Origin of the sequence: Myxosarcina sp. GI1 (assembly GCF_000756305.1) — a bacterium.
Taxonomy (GTDB): Bacteria; Cyanobacteriota; Cyanobacteriia; order Cyanobacteriales; family Xenococcaceae; genus Myxosarcina.
In genome coordinates, this window is the sequence record NZ_JRFE01000001.1 from 41,789 (window position 1) to 59,319 (window position 17,531).

Consider the following 17,531-nt stretch of genomic DNA (forward strand, 5'->3'; position numbering starts at 1 on the left):
TAAGTGCTATTGTTATGATTATCTTAACTATTTTTACTTATGCCTATTATCTTAATTAGTTGGTAATATTTTCTATTCCTAAAGATATATTTTAGACAAAAAGTTAGCAACTCCTATAATTATGAGCAGCTTTTAAACACAATACATTTTTTGACAAAAAACTAAGGATAATAGCTATTGTAATAAGCATTTCACAAGTTATAAGAACAAAGGGACTAATCTAAAATAAACGAAAAAATTGCTCTTACAAAAAACTATGAAACTAATATTTGTCTACAATGCCGATAGCGGCTCGATCGACACGCTTATAGATATAGGACATAAAGCAATTAGTCCTCAGACATATCAATGCAATCTCTGTAGTCTGACTTTTGGGTTGGTTAGCGAGCATAAACAATGGAAGAAATTCAGAGAAGAATCAGATACAGAGATGGAGTTTTTGCACAGAGACGAATTTGAATCAAAATACGATCGTAAGTTCGACTATCCAGTAATTCTCAAACAAAACGAGCCTGAAGACGATCTCAAAGTCACGATTTCACAGGCAGAATTAAGTAAAATTCAAACACTAGATGAGTTGATTTTAAAAGTAGACCAATTGAAATAGTTTTTTGTGGCTGTTTTGACGCTACAAACCAGTTGTTAGTTACTTCATACACATATTAGAGAAAAAGCTCAAAAAAACAGCACCAGATTAAAAATCTGATGCCGAGTCAACTAGAGAGATAATCGTAGTCTAATGACTAGGGTGCCAGAGCATTGCCTCTTAGCAAACTACCGATAGTTTTAGCGGTAATTTTGAGTTGAGTAAAAGGATTGGCAGGAACTACAGTTTTATAAAGATAGCTATCAAAAGTCATTTTTTGTACATCGATGTCAGCGCACATTTCTACAAAGGCTTCGCGGCTAGCATCGGAACGATAGAAAACTCTTTGCAAGATATCTAAGACTTTATAAGTCGCGCCGTATTTTTTGTTCCAGCGTTTGAGGTAGATTTTGAGATCGTCTTCGGTAGGAACTTTTTGACCGTTATGGGAAGTTTCTACAATTACTTCGGCACACATCCGCGCTGATTTGGCTGCAAAATAAATACCTTCTCCAGAAGATTTGGTAACGGTACCCATAGCATCGCCTACCAGAACAACTCTACCGCGCAGAGGACGGGGACGGGGATGTTCGGGAATAGGGTGCGCCTCGACTTTAATAATTTCTCCACCTTCTAATCTCTTAGCAGCACGAGCGCGAATACCAGCCTGAAGATTTTTGATAATAGCTTTATTAATTTTCATCGTTCCCGTACCTACGGCTACATGGTCGTATTTAGGGAACACCCAGGCGTAAAAGTCGGGAGAGACATCATTACCAACATACATTTCAGCTAAATCTTCATAGTATGCCATCTTATCTTCAGGTAAACGGATGCGCTCTTGAAAAGCGATCGCATAATTATAGTCGCCAGCGTCAATGGCTTTAGCAATACGCGAATTAGCACCATCAGCACCGATGACTAAGTCTACCTTAAGAGTTCTCATTTCTCCTTTAGCTTCGCCTTTGGAATGATCGGCGTAGTGGAGAGTGTATGGGTCTTTATCGCTATCGGGTATATCTAATTGATAGACAGTACCGTTAATTAATTTAGCACCTAATTTAGCGGCGCGATCGCGCAAGAAGCCATCTAAAACTTCTCGACGACACATACCGATATATTCTTCGTCTTTGAGAGTAGAGCCAATATCAACTTCGATATTAGAAGGCGAAATCATTTTCATCTTTCTAACTCGGCGATCGATAATTTCGGGTGGCAGATCGAATTCATCGACCATGCAGAGCGGAATTGCTCCCCCGCAAGGTTTAGCGTTATCTAGTTTGCGCTCGAATAAATAAGTTTCAATACCAGCTTTAGCTAAGATTTCGGCGGCAGAAGAACCAGCCGGTCCCGAACCCACTACAGCAACCTTTAGTCCCAAGGTTTTTCTCCTATAATCTTAATTTCGCTACGGATCGCATAGTATCATGGACTCTGGCGATATTTTCAGATAACCACCTCAAACAATAAAAGTTGCAATACTGCTTAACAAGTTGGTAACAGAAGTTAACTATTTTTGGCTAAATTTTCGATTTTAAAGCCAGAAACAACCAAAAATTGTTTACAAAAAAAGAGGGCGCTCGCTAAGAACGTCCCCAAGTTTAAAATTTGTCTACTCTATTATCTACAGGCAATTGTAGAAACAATTTAACGTTTCGATGTATACGAGGTTGTTTGAGTTCGGGTTGGTATCAAAATTGAATCGTTACAAAAAAATGAGTATTTACTCTCCCTTGCTTCCTGTCTTGGTCAGCATTCCCTTGCGTCTTGCGCCGAACAGCGCATACGCGCAAACGCCGGGCGGCTCTGAGGCGGTAGCCTCTGTGGGTCTGACCGCTGCTCCTCTGCCTGAAGCCTATCAATGGTGATGGTTATGATGGTGAGAATGAGCGGCTTGCGCTTGACCTAAGTTAGGATTCACCGCAACTCCAGTTTCAGACAACAAAGCTTCTATTTGTGGGTTTGCCCATTGCGCTGCCATGTCTAAAAATTCGGGGCGATCGTTAACACAAGGCATCCGAATAAAAGTTACTTGAGAATTACGATGCTGTAGATGGTGAATGATATGGTCTACATCGAGTAGAGTTTCGTGGTTTTCGGTAGCAAAACCAATCGGCATCATAATAATAGAGGTAGCACCCAAGTCAATCAAGTTTTGTGCCGCTAGCTTGACGTTAGGCTGTGTCCACTCAATTAAAGGCGTATCGTGATTGAGCCAACCGACGGAAATTAAAGGATACTTGGCAATTAATTCTTCTCTTACTAACTCGTATAAAGCCTGACTTTCATCGATGCCAGAGGTAAAACCTTTGGCTTTGTGGGGACAGCCATGATTCATTAACACAATACCAATTTGAGAAGCTAAATGTCCCTGTGCTAGTTCGGCTTCGATCTTCTCTTCTACCATCTGTGCCAGTAGCTTGATGTAGTCAGAGCGATTGTAAAAAGAAGGAATATAGCGACTGTTTTTTAGCCAGTGTTCTTCTCCTTCAGCCTGCTGCGCTAAAGCTTTGTTTACCTGTTCGACAGCGATGCCGCTGGTAAAAATTGAATCGACAACCAACAAAGGATAAATTAAGATTTTGTCAAATCCTTCAGCTTTAATCTCGGCTAAAACCTGTTCTGGTAAATAAGGAGCGCAAAAGTTAAACGCTTTGAATACTTTTACTCTATCTCCCCAGGTTTCTTTTAGTTTAGATTCGATTCCCTCTCTTTGCTGCTCGAAAATTTTATTATGAGGAGAAATAAAATTACCGTGCTGGTGACTCCATTCGTGTAAATCGAAAATCGCTAAAAGTTTGGCGATCGCTGGATAAATCCAAGTGGGTACGGGAGCGAATTTAGCTGTGAGTAGATTTAAAGCTTGTTCGTTGTAGTTGGCAAAGTCTTTGTAGCTCTCTACTTCACCATAACCCATTAGCAAAACCGCAACTCTATCTTTATTATTAGAAACTGCTTCGTTATGGTTGTGACTTTCTGAAATAGATTGGTGTGAAATTGTAACCACTTGTTACTCCATTTAAATCGAGGATTTGAAAATACGTCTGAGCCTTCAAGCGTGCTGGCTTTACGTAAGATATTTAGTTTGAAACCGAACTAATACATATTATTAGCTGAATTTGAGGGGATAATCTAGTAATCTCACCTCTACATTAATTAAAATAGCATCTTTATCCAGGGGAGGAGGATAAATAAAAAAGCTTAAAACTCTAATTTCTATCGTTGGTATGACACTAAACTACGTCTACTTTGAAATCTACAGTTTTTAACTTTCTGGTTTTTAGGTAAAAAGTAAAAGGGGAAAGGAAACAAGAATTATTTGAAAACTTCAGTTTTTCTATCTAGAGGCGGTACAAAGAAAGTTTTTCAGGTAATTTGCTAGGGAAAAATCGTTTGTATACCTAAGCGATCGTAGCTAGCAAAACTTCCTAAAAAATTGAGAGCGTAAATTATTTTTGAGAACCACTAATTGGCAAAAACTTTAATAAAATATTAATAAGTTATTAAAAACTAACGCAAACGAAAGTAAGTATTGGATATTATTGATGGCAATTAAGGCTCTACAAACTATGCAACCACCACAAATCCCCTCAACTCCAGTTGTAGCTCAACAAGCTTTAGAGGAGCTTGTTGATTACTATTGCCAACTAGCCGACTATCATCGCTCATCAATAGACTATCATCAACAGTTGGTCGAAAAACACTCCTCTGAAGTTCAATTGGTTGAAAAACAGTTAGCAAGCATTAAAGCTTTGCTCGATCCTTTAACCGAAGGCGAAACTACAAATCAACAGGCAAACGAGCCAACGAAAGAAGAACCTACAGAATCTGCTTCGGCAAATTCGCAACCCAAATCTGTAGAGCCTGAAGTAACTGCAAGTACTTCTCAGACTGACGAAGTTGCTAGCAACGGTAAAACGCACCCCGACTCTGAAGCTACTATTGATGAATTGCCCACAAAAATCGCTGATGATTCGCCATCAGCTGTTGAGGGGGAAACTGCCAGTTCTAATAACGGCAGCGAATCAAAGCAAGATAGCAAAAAGCAAGCTAAATCTAAAAGTTCTGGTTCTAAAGCCACTAATAACGGTAAAAAAACTCGAAGCAAAGCCAAAAAAACCAAGTCTTATTCATCCCGTCTACCCGATTCACCACTGCTAGAACCTTATGAAACTATTGCCGATGCTGTAGCTGGTTGTCTGCAAGAATTTTATCCCAAGGTAATGAGTGCTGATGATATCTTAAAGCACTATTATCCTAAAGGATTGTCTGGAGAAACTAAAAAAAGAGCCTATGGGGCTATTAGTAATACTTTGAGTAAAGGGGCGGGTAATAAAGGCTGGATTAGAGAGAGTATTGGTAAGTATCGTTGGCGAGAGGGAATATAAAACGGTAAATCGTTATTTTGTCTCAGGCGAGTTCGGTTTTTGCTTCTCGCCATACCGTGCCGCGATGCTCGTATTCTAGCTCTCTTTCTACTTTATAGGCAATTTTAGGACTTACACCAATTCTCGAAAGTAGCTAGAGAGATAAAGCATCTAAAATATATTCTCAACCAGTCAAATAATGAATAATATCTTCAGATAAAGAATTGAGAATATTAGCTACTTCATATTTAACCTTATTAAGGCTATTAAAAATTTAGTATCTCCACAGATTCGGCGATCGCAACTTTTGGTACTCCAGACATGAGCTTTTTTTTGTTATTTTACACCTGAACTAAGTTGCCAGTTTTTAAGAACTGGTATTACTTTGCAAATTGATAGCGATGTTTTAGAGTAGTTCAAATCTCGAAAAAAAACGATCGAACTCAGATTAATAAATTATTGCGAGCGTATATGGAAGCTCATCATTTACAAAGTTAAATTTGAGCGATAAAATTACGAAACTTACTGCCAGTATCGTTACCCCATTCCCAATTAGCGACTATGCCTACTCGTTGAATGGCGAGGGGATTTAAATCTGAATAAATATCGGTTAGAGCACGATACAGAACTGTTTGGTTGTTGACGCGAACGCTGTAATTATTACCATCAAAAACAACTCTCAGGGTATAGGCGCGACCAAAACCAATAGTAGTCCCGATATTCGACCAAACGGCATCGTAAACTTCTTCAAAACCGTCGATCCGAAAAAAACAAGAAATTGATTCACCTTCGTAAAAGTCATCCAGCCAGGTGTTGATGATGATGTAGTTGTCTTTGTCCTGCCAAAAAATTAAGCCACCGCGTCCTTTATCGCCTTTACCTCTTTCGGTACCTGGAGGAATAATTTCTACTGCTACATCGGCAAAATCAGGAACATCCCAAGCCACTGTATAGGCGGTTCTTTCTGGGTTGGGATGTTCGATCTCGGCAACAACTCTAGCGGTATTATCGCCATCGAGAGCGATCGCACCACGACCGATTTCTTTACGCCAGATTTTATTGCCTGCTGTAGTAATAGTTCCTGCTAAATCTCCCTTGCCACTAAAATCATCTTTAATTATTATTTCATTGCCTTCTCGCCACCAGGGAAAACCAAGATCGATTGCCTCTGGTAAAGGGATAGAACGAGGATGAGCTTCTAAATAGCGAAAATAAACTTGGCTTTCTAAATCGGTTTTAATGCCCAATTTATTAGCGGTTTGTAGACGAGTATCTTCAAAAGTGCGATCGCCTAGTTTATTACCGTCGAGATAAATACTAAAGCGATCGCCAGTATCGAGAATTTGTAGTGAATAAGTGCGATTTGCTTGACAATCGAGATCGAAACTGCTTACCTGAGTTATCTTACCGTTTTCTATTAGCTGAAGCTGATAGCAATTGCGATCGCCAGAAAAACACCAGTAGTTATTAATATCCTTAAACCGCCAAACTATACTAAAACCGCTAGCGCGATTATCGCTTGTTTCTACCAACAGGTGAATCAAACCCGATGGCTGTGACGGAGAGAGCAATGCCAAATTATTGTTACCTGTAGCGATCGCGCCTTGTTGGGTAAGTTCAAAACTACCATCAACTATTTGCCAGTTACCTCCAACTTCAGCAGGAGACAAACCAAGTTTACCTCTGCCAATAAGTTTATCTGCTGCCTGTGCCGTACCGTACCAGTTGCCTAATTCGGGTATTTGTCTTACTTTGATTCCATATATTCTGGTATTCGAGCGAAAGCCAATTTGTCCTAAAACGCTTTGCTGGATACCTGCATATAAATTCGCTTCGTAGTTAAACGGATCGATCGCGACTAAACGTAGATTGGGATAGGGAGGCAAACCAAAGACGTGGGGAACCGAAGCCGCATAGTAAGCCGCGCCCTGTTCGCGCAAAATTACCACATAATAAACGGGAACGTTTTGTAAACCGCGAAATACCGATAGCAAATTATTGCCTACTCGTACCATTAATTCGCCATTTTCTGCCCCCGTAGCCCGAACGATAAAACCATTACCTGTAACTAGGGGATTGTTTGGCACTTCCTCGGCAAACCAGCCAACGGCCAAATTATCATCAATTTTAGGCAGGGGAAAAAATTTAGTTACCTCTGCCGCCATACGAATCCAACCTAAAATACGCCTGACAGTACCTTGTTTGTGTCTGCTGTTAAACCAGCTTACAAAGCGTCGTAAAACAGACTCGGTTTCGCTGCCCCTAATCCAGCGATCGAGCCTTTTATAAAACCATTCAATAGTTTCTGCCTGAGAAGTATTATGACCGTTAAGTAGTAAAACGGCACAAGCCAGCCCATTAGCGCGAGGATAGGCACCGTAGGCAATACCTTGTCTGCCCCAACCAGGCTTAACTAAAGGTTGAAAACGCAATGCGCCGTTGTCGATGGCAATAATCTTTTCCACGTCCACACCCCGACGCAAATTACCGTCTTCGCTTTTAGTACCAATAGTTTTACCAGCAGGGCGATCGTCGGCATAAGAATCGGTTAGCAAATCGTTCATTAAAACTATTATTTTGTCTATCAATTTATAGAAGAATAGCCAGGCAGGGAGCATCGCTTCACTACGGAGCAAGAGAGAGAGTTAAGATTAGACCTGATTCCCCCTGCACTCCTCACCCTGTCTTGGTCAGCATTCCCTTGCGTCTTACGCCGAACAGCGCATACGCGCAAACGCCGGGCGGCTCTGAGGCGGTAGCCTCTGTGGGTCTGACCGCTGCACCTCTGCCCAGAAAAACGCATCAATTAGATGTTGATAGATCGCGATCGCTATTGAGGAGTAGCGATCGCATGTCCTACGTGCCAGTCGATGGTCTGGTAGGAGTCTGCCAGCGGCTCGATTTTATAGCCCATAGATTTTATCAAAGCTTCAATTTCTTGATTTTTTTGTCGGAACGCTTCGACTTTACCGTCATCTACTTCATACACAATTATCGGTTTGTGGTTTTGAATCGTCTGAGTCATGCCTTTGAGTGCGTCTACCTCGGCACCTTCTACGTCTAGCTTGATAACCGTTGGCGGTGCAATTTTACCCTGACTTACCAGATCGTCAATTGCTATTAAATCTACTTCCATCGAACCCGCCAAATCTGGAGGTGCATCGGCTGTAGACAGAGCGTGTCCGCCAGAATATTGAGCCAGCAATAGTTTACCCGTACCGCTAGTATGAGAAACTGCTTTTTCGATTACTTCTACCTGAGAAAAGTCATTCATCTGGGCGTTGTGTCGTACTTGCGCCGCATTTTTAGTTCCAGGCTCAAAAGCATATACCTTACCCGATTTGCCTACCAGTTTAGCGGCAACAATGGTAAAAAAGCCGACATTGGCACCAATATCGTAAAAAACATCTCCAGGCTTGAGGCGATTGGCAAAAGCTTTCTGAATTGGCAGTTCGTAAGTCCCCAGAACAAATTCAGTGCTGGATTCTCCAGAGTTAAACTTAAGTCCTCTAGCAACACCTTCATTAATAGTCAAATCGCGATTTCTCAACGCCGATCGAGCGATGCGAGAAGCTGGTGACTCTGTTGTAGACCGAGCTATAGAGGCAAGCATTCCAATTGGTATAAGTTTTGCCGTACTAACCGCTAGTTGTTTGAGCATTTAATCTAATTTTTTTTTTGAATAAAACTTAATATACAAAACTACGAAAGATTTCGTATGGTTGAAAAAAACAGTCCAGCCACTCACCATCAGATACGTCTGATAGTATGCCCCAATTAGGATCGTCTACCAAGCGCTCTACCTGAGTGCGGTGCTGCATCAAAGCATCGCGTTTGCGTTTTTTTACTCGGTCAATTTTGACATAGCAGTCAAATTCTCTAAATATCTGCCATCCCAGCCAAGCTTTGAGCGCGATTTTAGATAACGAAATTTTTTCCTGGCGACCGCCTGTAATTCTAGTCCAGGGCCAGTGATGCCAATACCAAACTGGATACTCATATACAGTTACTTTTTCCTCATACTCTTTTAAAGCAGCGGTGACTATTTGATTTGTCCCGAAGTGATCGGGATGAGTTTCCCGAAAATAGGGAATATAAACTGCGGTTGGTCTTTCCTGCTGTAAAATTTCTCTAACTTTAGAGATCGCTCTTTCCCGTTGCTGAGTAAGTTCTCCATCTTTAAAGCCGAGAAAAAACACGTCTTCAGTTTGCAGTCCTAAAACTTTAGCTGCTGCCAAAGCCTCTTGCTGGCGTAAAGACACCAATTTAGATTCTGGCATTAAATGAGAATGAGAACCGCTACCGTCAGTCATAAAAGCAATTTTAACCGTTCCGCCTGCTTGCTTTGTTTGTAAAATAGTGCCGCCGCAACCTAAAGTTTCATCGTCTTGATGGGGCGAAAAGACTATAGCCGAACTTGTCAAACGCTCCTGGGTTAACTCCATCATTACTTTCGGCAGACGCGAACGATAATAGTTTCGCAATCGAATTTGAAGAGATGGTTGGTTCATGTTGTCGGTGCATTTTTTTAAACTGTATTGCTAAAAAATTGAGAATCTTCAGAGACAATTTCTGTTTCTAGTCTTTGGTAATAAGCCAGGAGACTAGCCGCAATTTGCTGCCAGCTAAATTTAGCTAATACTCTTTGGCGACCTGCCTTACCCAGGGATTTTCTCAAAGATTGGTTTTCTAGCAACTCCATTATGGCATCGGTTAAATTTTTGGCATCTGCCGCTACTAACAAGCCAGTTTTTCTATGCTCGACAGTTTCTACCATGCCACCAATTTTATTGGCAATTACAGGTGTTTCTGTTGACATGGCTTCGATTAAACTCATGCCCAAAGCTTCGCTAAGAGAAGGATTAATTAAAATATCGGCATCCCAATAGTAAGGTAATAGTTCTTCTTGGCTCATGCCGCCAAGAAATTCTACTTGCGATCGCCAGCGATCGGGTATTCTATTCTTTAATTGTTCGAGGTAACTACCAGTATAAAAAGGTTCTAAGGCTGTTACCCGAGGATCGTTGCTAAAATCCAACAACAGTTCTCTAGCAACTACAATTTCAGGTCCTACTAGTTTTAATTTTGTCTGGGGATATTTTTTGACTACCTGTAAAAAAGCATCAATCAGTAAATGCAAGCCTTTTTCGGGAGAAATTCTGCCAACAAACAGCAATGTTTGCGAACTACTATTACTATCTTTTGCTACTCTATGGTTGGGTGATGGCACAAAATAATTACTGTATACACCGTTGTATACAGTTTGACATTTCCCTCTATATTCGGGAAAGCGATCGCGTATTAAATTTACAATATGATTGCTACAGCCCAGAATCAGATCGGCTTTGTCAATGCGTTTGGCAACTGTAGCGCGATCTAAATCGCTCAACCATTCACAATGCAGGTGTAATACTATTTTTGTTTGGGGATTAAACGCCCGCACAATCGGTACGAACTGCGAAAAGTTATGGATGTGAACGATATCAAATTGCCTTTTTCTAATTTCCAAAGCTACTTGCAAAATATAGCCAAGAGCAAACAGCGGTGAAGCAAAATAAGGTAGATGCGAATTCAGTTTAAGCTTTTTTTCCAGAACTCGAAAAACTTTAAATAGTTTGTCTGGTAAAGAAGATATACCGCAATAATAAATTCCGTTGTGGCAAGTTAGAAATCGCTCGATATCTTTATTCTTAAGACCGAAAAAAAACACCTCGGCATCGCGTTTTAAACAACGACAAATTTGCTCTGTCCAAATACCTGTAGAATCACTCCCTTGAGGTGGAATAGCAAGCGTCCAAGGTTGATTGATGAAAGCTATTTTCATCATGTATATTTTTTAAACCAATTCATTGAATATATAATTCTATATTAATAAAATAATTGGTCGCAGATAGCAATATATCTTTTTATAGATAACTACAGCAACAATAGGCTTTATTAAAGTGCAAATCCAAATTGGGCAAGGTTTAGTGAAACTATTAGTAATTTGTACCTAACTAAACTAGAGTATATTCAAAAAATACTGTACATTCAACGGTTACGATATACATCAGTTACTAAAGCTTGTTTTTGTAGTTTAAAAAATTTGAAAATAAATTTAATTTTTTTCTAAATCAAATCTAATGTTCCGAGCGATTAAAAGTGTTATCAATAAGATTGCTAAAAAAACTCTGGTCAAAAATGCTTTATGGGATCTGCTGGCGAAGATAGTTAGTTTAGCAATTCAAGCGGTTTATTTTGCCTTAATCACTCGGGCTTTAGGTACGGAAGGGTACGGTCTTTTTATCGGAATTACTTCTATGGCAGCTTTGGTGTTTCCCTTTGCTAATTTTGGCAGTGGCGACATTTTAATTCAGGAGAGTTCTCGCAACAAAAGATTATTTGCCAACTACTGGGGTAATGGACTAATAATTATTTTCGCTGCTAGTGTAATTTTGATTGCAATCGTATGGGCGATCGCGCCACTATTGCTGGAAGAAGGTGCCAATAATTTAGCAATACTGGCAATTTTAATCACCGATCTCTTGGGGCTTTCGTTATTTGACTTTAGTGCCAAAGCTTTTATGTCAATTAACTTAATCAAAAACTCGTCGGTGCTGCAAACGCTCAATGCTTTTAATAAGTTAATAGCTGCTTTAATATTGTATTTTAGCTTCAAGCAACCAGTTTTATTAAACTGGGCTTATTTATATTTAGCAGCCGCAGTAGTTACATCAGCTATAAGCATTTTCTGGGTTAGTAAAACTATCGACAAACCCAAACCTCGCCTCAATAAAATAAAGTTCGGAATGCAGCGTGGAGTTCATTTTGCTATTGGCGAGTCTGCAAGCAAAATCAACTCCCATATAGATAAAACTATGCTAGCTAGCATGGCAACTTTAGAAGCTACGGGAATTTATGGCGCAGCCTATCGTTTTATTGATATTGCCTGCGTTCCTTTTTACGCAATTTTAGTCGTATCCTATCCCAAATTTTTTCAACACGGAGTATCGGGAATTAGAGGTTGTTTGCCCTTGTTAAAGCGTTTATTGCCAGTTATCAGCATTTATGGCGTGGTTATTGGCTGTGGTTGTTGGCTGTTGGCACCTTTGGTTCCGATTATTTTAGGTGCGGAATATCAAGAAGCAATCTATACCTTGAAGTGGTTAGCACCAATTCCCTTAATTAGTGGTTTGCAGTTACTATTAGCCGATACACTTACGGGAGCGGGGTTTCAAACCATACGCAGTAAAATTCAAGTAACTACAGCAGTAGGAAATGGCTTATTAAATCTCTGGTTAATTCCTCAGTTTTCTTGGCTGGGGGCTGCCTGGGCAACTCTTGCTTCTGATAGTTTTAGAGTAGTGGGCTTATTACTGGCAGTAATATTTCTCTATCGTCGAAGTGTTTCCCAATAGTTACATGAAATCTAAAAAAGAATGCTACACATCGGGTAACGAGGTAACGGGGAGCGATCTTCTGGTAGATTGAAATCCCTAAGTCCCCAATTTCTTAAAACAATTATTTGTAGCAAACATTCAAGTATTTCATATTACTTTATAGTGTAAGTCCTATACTAGTGAATCTATGCTAGGTTTTATAATTAATTTTTTATGTGGGACTTAATTGAATCGATTCTGTGGTGGCTGTTTATTGCTTTTCTGGTACTCAGCCTAATTATCTTCGTTGGTTTCTATCTGCGTGGTGCATTTCGCGAACCCCTGAGATATCGAGTTAAAAACCCTCCTCATCCAGAAGCTGCGCGTTTTCCTCTTACTTTAGCCAGTATTTCTAATTCTTTTGTGACTAAAGGAGTAATTACCAATTTTTGGAATGATGTCAGTGCTATTCAACAGGCTCGCTTGGATGCGATCGCTCAAGCGCAGCATACCATAGATTTTGAAACCTTTTTTATGACTCCTGGAAAACGCGCCGATAATTTTGCTGCGGCGATCGCCGAACGAGCCAGTGCAGGGGTCAAAGTAAGACTAGTAGTAGATAGTTATGGCACTAAAGACATCTCTGAGAAATACTGGCAACGTTTAAAAAGAAGCGGTATCGAAATATCTTTTTTTAACCCGTTTAACTGGAAAGCACCTTTGGATTATGCAGGACGTACCCACCGCAAGCTATTACTAATCGACAGCAAGTTTGGCTTGGTAGGAGGTGCGGGAATTTCCGATATGTGGGACGGTACGGAAAAAAAAGACGATGCTCAACCCTGGTTAGATGTCGAAATGCGTATCGAAGGAGAAATTGTTTCTATACTAGAGGGGGTTTTTTCTCAACACTGGACTTTTGACGATGGAGTAGCCAATCTTGCCAGAGAGAAATTAGATAACCTAGAGCCAGAACGAGAAAATCACCTGATGTTAGTGATACCAGGTGCCAACCCTAAAATTCGTTTTTCACCAATTAAAGCTTTTAAATATAACAGTATTATTGCGGCTCGTAAGCGTATCTGGCTGGCTAGTCCTTATTTTCTTCCCGATGAAAATTCTATCGATCTGTTGATAGCGGCAAAAAAAACTGGCTTAGATGTGCGGATTTTAACTACCAGCGAACGCAGCGATAAAAAACCCGTTTATTATGCTTCTTACGAACACTGTGGCAGATTGTTAAAAGGAGGTGTGGAAATCTATGAATTTCAGCCTAGCATGACCCATGCTAAATTGCTGCTAATTGACGATCTTTGGGCGACTACGGGTAGTGCTAATTTCGACCCTCGTAGCTTTTCTCATAACGATGAATTAGATATTTGTAGCGCACAGCCTGAATTAGTTAAGGGCATTAAAGCGACCTTTGAAAAAGGTTTTGCTCAAAGCAAGCGTATTACCTATGAAGAATGGCAAAAGCGTTCTTTATTAAAACATCGCGTGTTGGGAAATATAGTTGATTTTTTCCAGTGGCAACTTTAGCTTTGAGAAAGACGCTGTACCTCTTTGCCGCCAAGCAGGCGATCGCTTTCAATTAAGAGATCGGGGATTTTATCGGCATAGGGACTGTCAGCCAAACACGATTGCAATTTGCGGCGATCGATCCTTTTAGCTTTGGCACCAGGAAACCAGTCACCGCCGTTACCCAATAGGTTATAACGCCCTTGACTAAACTCAAGCAGATCGTACGCTAAAGTGAGATTTCGCAGCCAGAGAATTACGGGTATATTTATCTTGCCTGGTGTTTTTTCATAGTTCGGCAGACCAATTCGCCAATTGCGTACCCAGTCTTCCCCTAACACGGCGATCGCCTCTCGTTCTAAGCGTTCTAAAATAGGCGGTAAAATTTCAGACGCTCGCTCTAGTAAAGGCAAGACTTTGAGATGTTCGTCAAAATCAGATGGTCTGGCTGCACCGATGCTAAGAGTGTGTACTTGAGGATGAGACAGGCAAAATAAGTCGTTAAACATCATGGGACTTAGTGGCTGGCAAAGTTCGACCAACTTCTGAGGCGGATTGTATAACTGTCCTCCTTTATCTGAAGGGGAAATAATAAATACTCCCATATCTTGACGCTGTGCGGCTTCAATTGCCGACCAGTTCCACTGATTGATGTAGTACCAGTGCAGATTGACGTAGTCAAATAAACCCGTTTCGATAGTTTTAGTAATTATTTCTGTCGAACCGTGAGTAGAAAAACCGATAAACCTCACTTTACCTTCTTGCTGAAGCTGTTTGGCAACTTCCCAACAGCCGCCAGGACGAACGCTTTGCTTGAGTTTAATCTCGTTATTGATCCCGTGAATGCCTAGTAGATCTACATAATCTAATTGCAAAAAGTTGAGAGACTGTTGAAACTGGCGGCGAAATTCTTTAGGGTCTGGTTTGGGAGATATTTTGGTTTGAAAGATAAATTTATCTCTGGGTAGTTGGGGTAAAACTCGTCCTAACTGCATCTCGGAACTACCATAACCCCTTGCAGTTTCGATATGATTGATGCCAAGTTCGAGGGCGCGATGAATAGTAGCTTCCAAATTGTGTTGATTGGCGGCAGGAATTTGCGACTGCGGTAAATCTTGCCACTTATACTGATATCTCATCCCCCCACAGGAAAATACGGGCATTGATAATTCCGTGCGTCCAAATCGCCTATATTGCATAACCAAGCCAAAATGTTTTTTGTTAATAACCGTCTGTAAATATTATTATTACCAAAATTATGAGAATACTTTTAGTTGATGATGAAACTGAATTGAGCGATCCTCTTTTTCGAGTTTTGACTAGAGAAGGATATCGTGTAGATGTAGCCGATAATGGACGCTTGGGAACCGAGTTGGCATTGCAGAACCATTACGATCTTTTAATTTTAGACTGGATGCTGCCGCAAAAGTCTGGTCTGGAAATTTGTCGCGAACTGCGATCGCATTCTCTGTCTACTCCAGTATTATTTCTGACTGCCAAAGATACTATTGACGATCGCGTCGATGGCTTGGATGCGGGTGCGGATGATTATATAGTTAAGCCTTTTGAACTGAGAGAATTACTCGCCAGAGTAAGGGCTTTACTCCGTAGATCGGCTAATTTAGAAACTGAAAATAGCAGCAATAAACTCAAGCTAGGGGATCTCGAACTCGATTTAGATAACCAAATTGCCTATCGTCAGGGAAAAGCGATCGATCTATCTACCAAAGAAATCGAACTTTTAAGATATTTTATGGAACGTCAGGATCGCCTCCTAACCCATGAGGAGATCTATAATCATTTGTGGCGTAAAAACGAACAACCTAGCAGTAACGTTTTAGCAGCTTTAATTCGCCTGTTGCGTCGTAAAATCGAGATCGAAGGTGAAGAGCGTTTGATACATACCGTTTACGGTAAAGGATATCGCTTTGGACGTTAGGCAATTAACAATGAAAATTAACAACAAACACTACCATACCATTTGGGTCGATGATGAGAATACCCAACTCATTCAGGTCTTCGATCAGAGGTTCTTTCCCCATGAAATTAAAACTTTTGACATCACCAACACTGATGAGGCGGCATTTGCTATTAAGGAAATGGTAGTCAGGGGCGCGCCGTTAATTGGGGTAACAGCAGCCTATGGTATGTATTTAGGCTGTATTGAAGCCAAGGATCGCAGCGATCGCCAAGGGTATTTAACTCAGGTTGCTAACAAATTAAATGCCACCCGTCCCACAGCAGTAAACCTCTCCTGGGCAATTAAAGAAATCCAGCAGGCATTATCTGTCAGCGACGATCCAGACGAAAAAATTGCCATTGCTCTGGCTAAAGCCAATCAAATAAAGCAGGATGATATTGAGGTTTGTTACCGTATCGGTCAGCATGGGTTAAAGATTATTCAAACCATCGCCGCTCGCAAAAATAGAGATGGAACTAAACCAGTAAATATCCTCACCCATTGTAACGCTGGTTGGTTAGCCACTATCGATTGGGGTACTGCCACCGCACCCATTTACCAAGCTCATGAGGCAGGTATTAACGTCCATGTTTGGGTAGATGAAACTCGTCCTAGAAATCAGGGGGCAAACCTCACGGCGTTTGAACTAAATCAGCAGAATGTACCCCATACCCTAATTAACGATAATACGGGGGGGCATTTGATGCAGCATGGCATGGTAGATCTGGTTCTCGTCGGCACAGATCGCACCGCCCGAAATGGCGATGTAGCCAATAAAATTGGTACTTATCTCAAGGCACTGGCTGCCCATGACAACCAGGTTCCTTTTTACGTTGCCTTACCTTCATCGACGTTAGATTGTTCTATTGAAAATGGCGTGCGGGATATTCCCATTGAAACCAGGGATGAAAAGGAAGTGAAATATATTCAAGGTAGAGTAAACGGGGAAATTAAGTCCGTGTTGCTCTGTCCCGAAACCACGCCAGCAGCAAATTACGGTTTCGATGTCACTCCCGCTAAATATGTGACTGGATTAATCACCGAACGGGGAGTTTGTGCTGCTTCTGAAGAGGGTATAAAACAATTGTTTCCAGAAAAATTTTAACAAGATGAACGATCGCAACCTAGACTTTGACGAAGGATATATTAAGTTCGATCTCACTTGGCGCAAGCAGCCATTATCTATTCGGGTGCCAACCGAACTTATGGCATGGCGCGATCGCTTTTATGAACTAAAGCAGATTGGTTATTATGCCGATCTTGGGATTGGTTATGGGAATATCAGCATTAAAACCACAGCAGGCATTTTAATTTCAGGAACCCAAACAGGAAATATTTATCCAATCGGGAAAGAGCATTTTACCTTAGTGACAGAGTACGATCTACGGCAAAATAGAGTAAAGTGCCTTGGACCGATTAAAGCTTCATCAGAATCGATGACTCATAGTGCGGTTTACGACGCAGATTCCGAAATTAAAGCGATCGTTCACGGTCATAATTTGGCTTTGTGGCGGATATTGAAAGGAAAAGTTCCCACTACAGCAGAGGATGTTCCCTATGGAACTCCTGCTATGGCAGAAGAAATTATTAGGCTATTTACGAAAACAAAGGTGAAGGAAGAGAAAATTATTATTATGGCAGGACATGAAGAGGGCATTATTACCTTTGGTAAAGATTTAACCGAAGCAGGTAATGTGTTGCTGAACTTCTTGCAATACGTGGCGGAATAGAAGTGCCGAGTG

At 40.8% G+C, this 17,531-nt stretch carries 14 protein-coding genes; 7 read left to right on the forward strand and 7 right to left on the reverse strand.

Annotated elements, in window-relative coordinates; translation table 11 throughout:
• Window positions 1-256 precede the first annotated feature (256 nt).
• The gene (locus tag KV40_RS00200; RefSeq protein ID WP_036476635.1) at window positions 257-607 is read left to right on the forward strand and encodes a hypothetical protein; all 351 of its coding nucleotides are present in this window, start codon (window positions 257-259) and stop codon (window positions 605-607) included.
• A 136-nt stretch (window positions 608-743) separates the two neighbouring features.
• Here KV40_RS00200 and chlP read toward each other — a convergent pair whose 3' ends face one another.
• Complete coding sequence (gene chlP / locus KV40_RS00205; protein WP_036476638.1) at window positions 744-1,967, reverse strand: geranylgeranyl reductase; 1,224 nt, start codon at window positions 1,965-1,967, stop codon at window positions 744-746.
• A 477-nt stretch (window positions 1,968-2,444) separates the two neighbouring features.
• The gene (locus KV40_RS00215) at window positions 2,445-3,584 is read right to left on the reverse strand and encodes a ferrochelatase (protein ID WP_371260753.1); all 1,140 of its coding nucleotides are present in this window, start codon (window positions 3,582-3,584) and stop codon (window positions 2,445-2,447) included.
• A gap of 571 nt (window positions 3,585-4,155) precedes the next feature.
• On the opposite strand from KV40_RS00215, the gene KV40_RS00220 reads away from it, so the two are divergent.
• A complete protein-coding gene (locus tag KV40_RS00220; protein ID WP_081942707.1) occupies window positions 4,156-4,974 on the forward strand; it encodes a hypothetical protein in 819 nt (272 codons plus the stop codon).
• 473 nt (window positions 4,975-5,447) lie between these two features.
• Here KV40_RS00220 and KV40_RS00225 read toward each other — a convergent pair whose 3' ends face one another.
• From KV40_RS00225 to KV40_RS00240, 4 genes are all read right to left on the reverse strand, one after another.
• Window positions 5,448-7,517, reverse strand: coding sequence for a hypothetical protein (locus KV40_RS00225; RefSeq protein ID WP_052055205.1), 2,070 nt, complete (start codon window positions 7,515-7,517; stop codon window positions 5,448-5,450).
• Window positions 7,518-7,783: 266 nt separating this feature from the next.
• Window positions 7,784-8,614 carry an FkbM family methyltransferase gene (locus KV40_RS00230; protein ID WP_081942699.1) on the reverse strand — a complete coding sequence of 277 codons (831 nt, stop codon included), beginning with the start codon at window positions 8,612-8,614 and terminating at the stop codon, window positions 7,784-7,786.
• A gap of 28 nt (window positions 8,615-8,642) precedes the next feature.
• Window positions 8,643-9,464, reverse strand: coding sequence for a PIG-L deacetylase family protein (locus KV40_RS00235; protein ID WP_036476642.1), 822 nt, complete (start codon window positions 9,462-9,464; stop codon window positions 8,643-8,645).
• Between the two features lie 17 nt (window positions 9,465-9,481).
• Window positions 9,482-10,780, reverse strand: a complete 1,299-nt coding sequence (locus tag KV40_RS00240) for a glycosyltransferase family 4 protein (RefSeq protein WP_216595471.1) — start codon at window positions 10,778-10,780, stop codon at window positions 9,482-9,484.
• Between the two features lie 295 nt (window positions 10,781-11,075).
• Here KV40_RS00240 and KV40_RS00245 point away from each other — a divergent pair, with 295 nt between their 5' ends.
• Together KV40_RS00245 and KV40_RS00250 are read left to right on the forward strand one after the other, a co-directional pair.
• Window positions 11,076-12,350, forward strand: coding sequence for an oligosaccharide flippase family protein (locus KV40_RS00245; RefSeq protein ID WP_036476644.1), 1,275 nt, complete (start codon window positions 11,076-11,078; stop codon window positions 12,348-12,350).
• A 195-nt stretch (window positions 12,351-12,545) separates the two neighbouring features.
• Window positions 12,546-13,850: a phosphatidylserine/phosphatidylglycerophosphate/cardiolipin synthase family protein gene (locus KV40_RS00250; RefSeq protein ID WP_036476646.1), complete on the forward strand. Its 1,305-nt coding sequence runs from the start codon at window positions 12,546-12,548 to the stop codon at window positions 13,848-13,850.
• Here KV40_RS00250 and KV40_RS00255 read toward each other — a convergent pair.
• Window positions 13,847-15,028: an aldo/keto reductase gene (locus KV40_RS00255; RefSeq protein WP_036476647.1), complete on the reverse strand. Its 1,182-nt coding sequence runs from the start codon at window positions 15,026-15,028 to the stop codon at window positions 13,847-13,849. The genes KV40_RS00250 and KV40_RS00255 overlap by 4 nt on opposite strands.
• 59 nt (window positions 15,029-15,087) lie before the next feature.
• On the opposite strand from KV40_RS00255, the gene rppA reads away from it, so the two are divergent.
• The 3 genes from rppA to KV40_RS00270 are packed head-to-tail and all read left to right on the forward strand — an operon-like array spanning window position 15,088 to window position 17,519.
• Window positions 15,088-15,768, forward strand: a complete 681-nt coding sequence (rppA, locus tag KV40_RS00260) for a two-component system response regulator RppA (protein ID WP_036476648.1) — start codon at window positions 15,088-15,090, stop codon at window positions 15,766-15,768.
• 10 nt (window positions 15,769-15,778) lie between these two features.
• Window positions 15,779-16,894, forward strand: coding sequence for an S-methyl-5-thioribose-1-phosphate isomerase (gene mtnA / locus KV40_RS00265; protein WP_036476650.1), 1,116 nt, complete (start codon window positions 15,779-15,781; stop codon window positions 16,892-16,894).
• A 4-nt stretch (window positions 16,895-16,898) separates the two neighbouring features.
• Window positions 16,899-17,519: a class II aldolase/adducin family protein gene (locus KV40_RS00270; RefSeq protein WP_036476652.1), complete on the forward strand. Its 621-nt coding sequence runs from the start codon at window positions 16,899-16,901 to the stop codon at window positions 17,517-17,519.
• The last annotated feature ends 12 nt before the right edge of the window (window positions 17,520-17,531 follow it).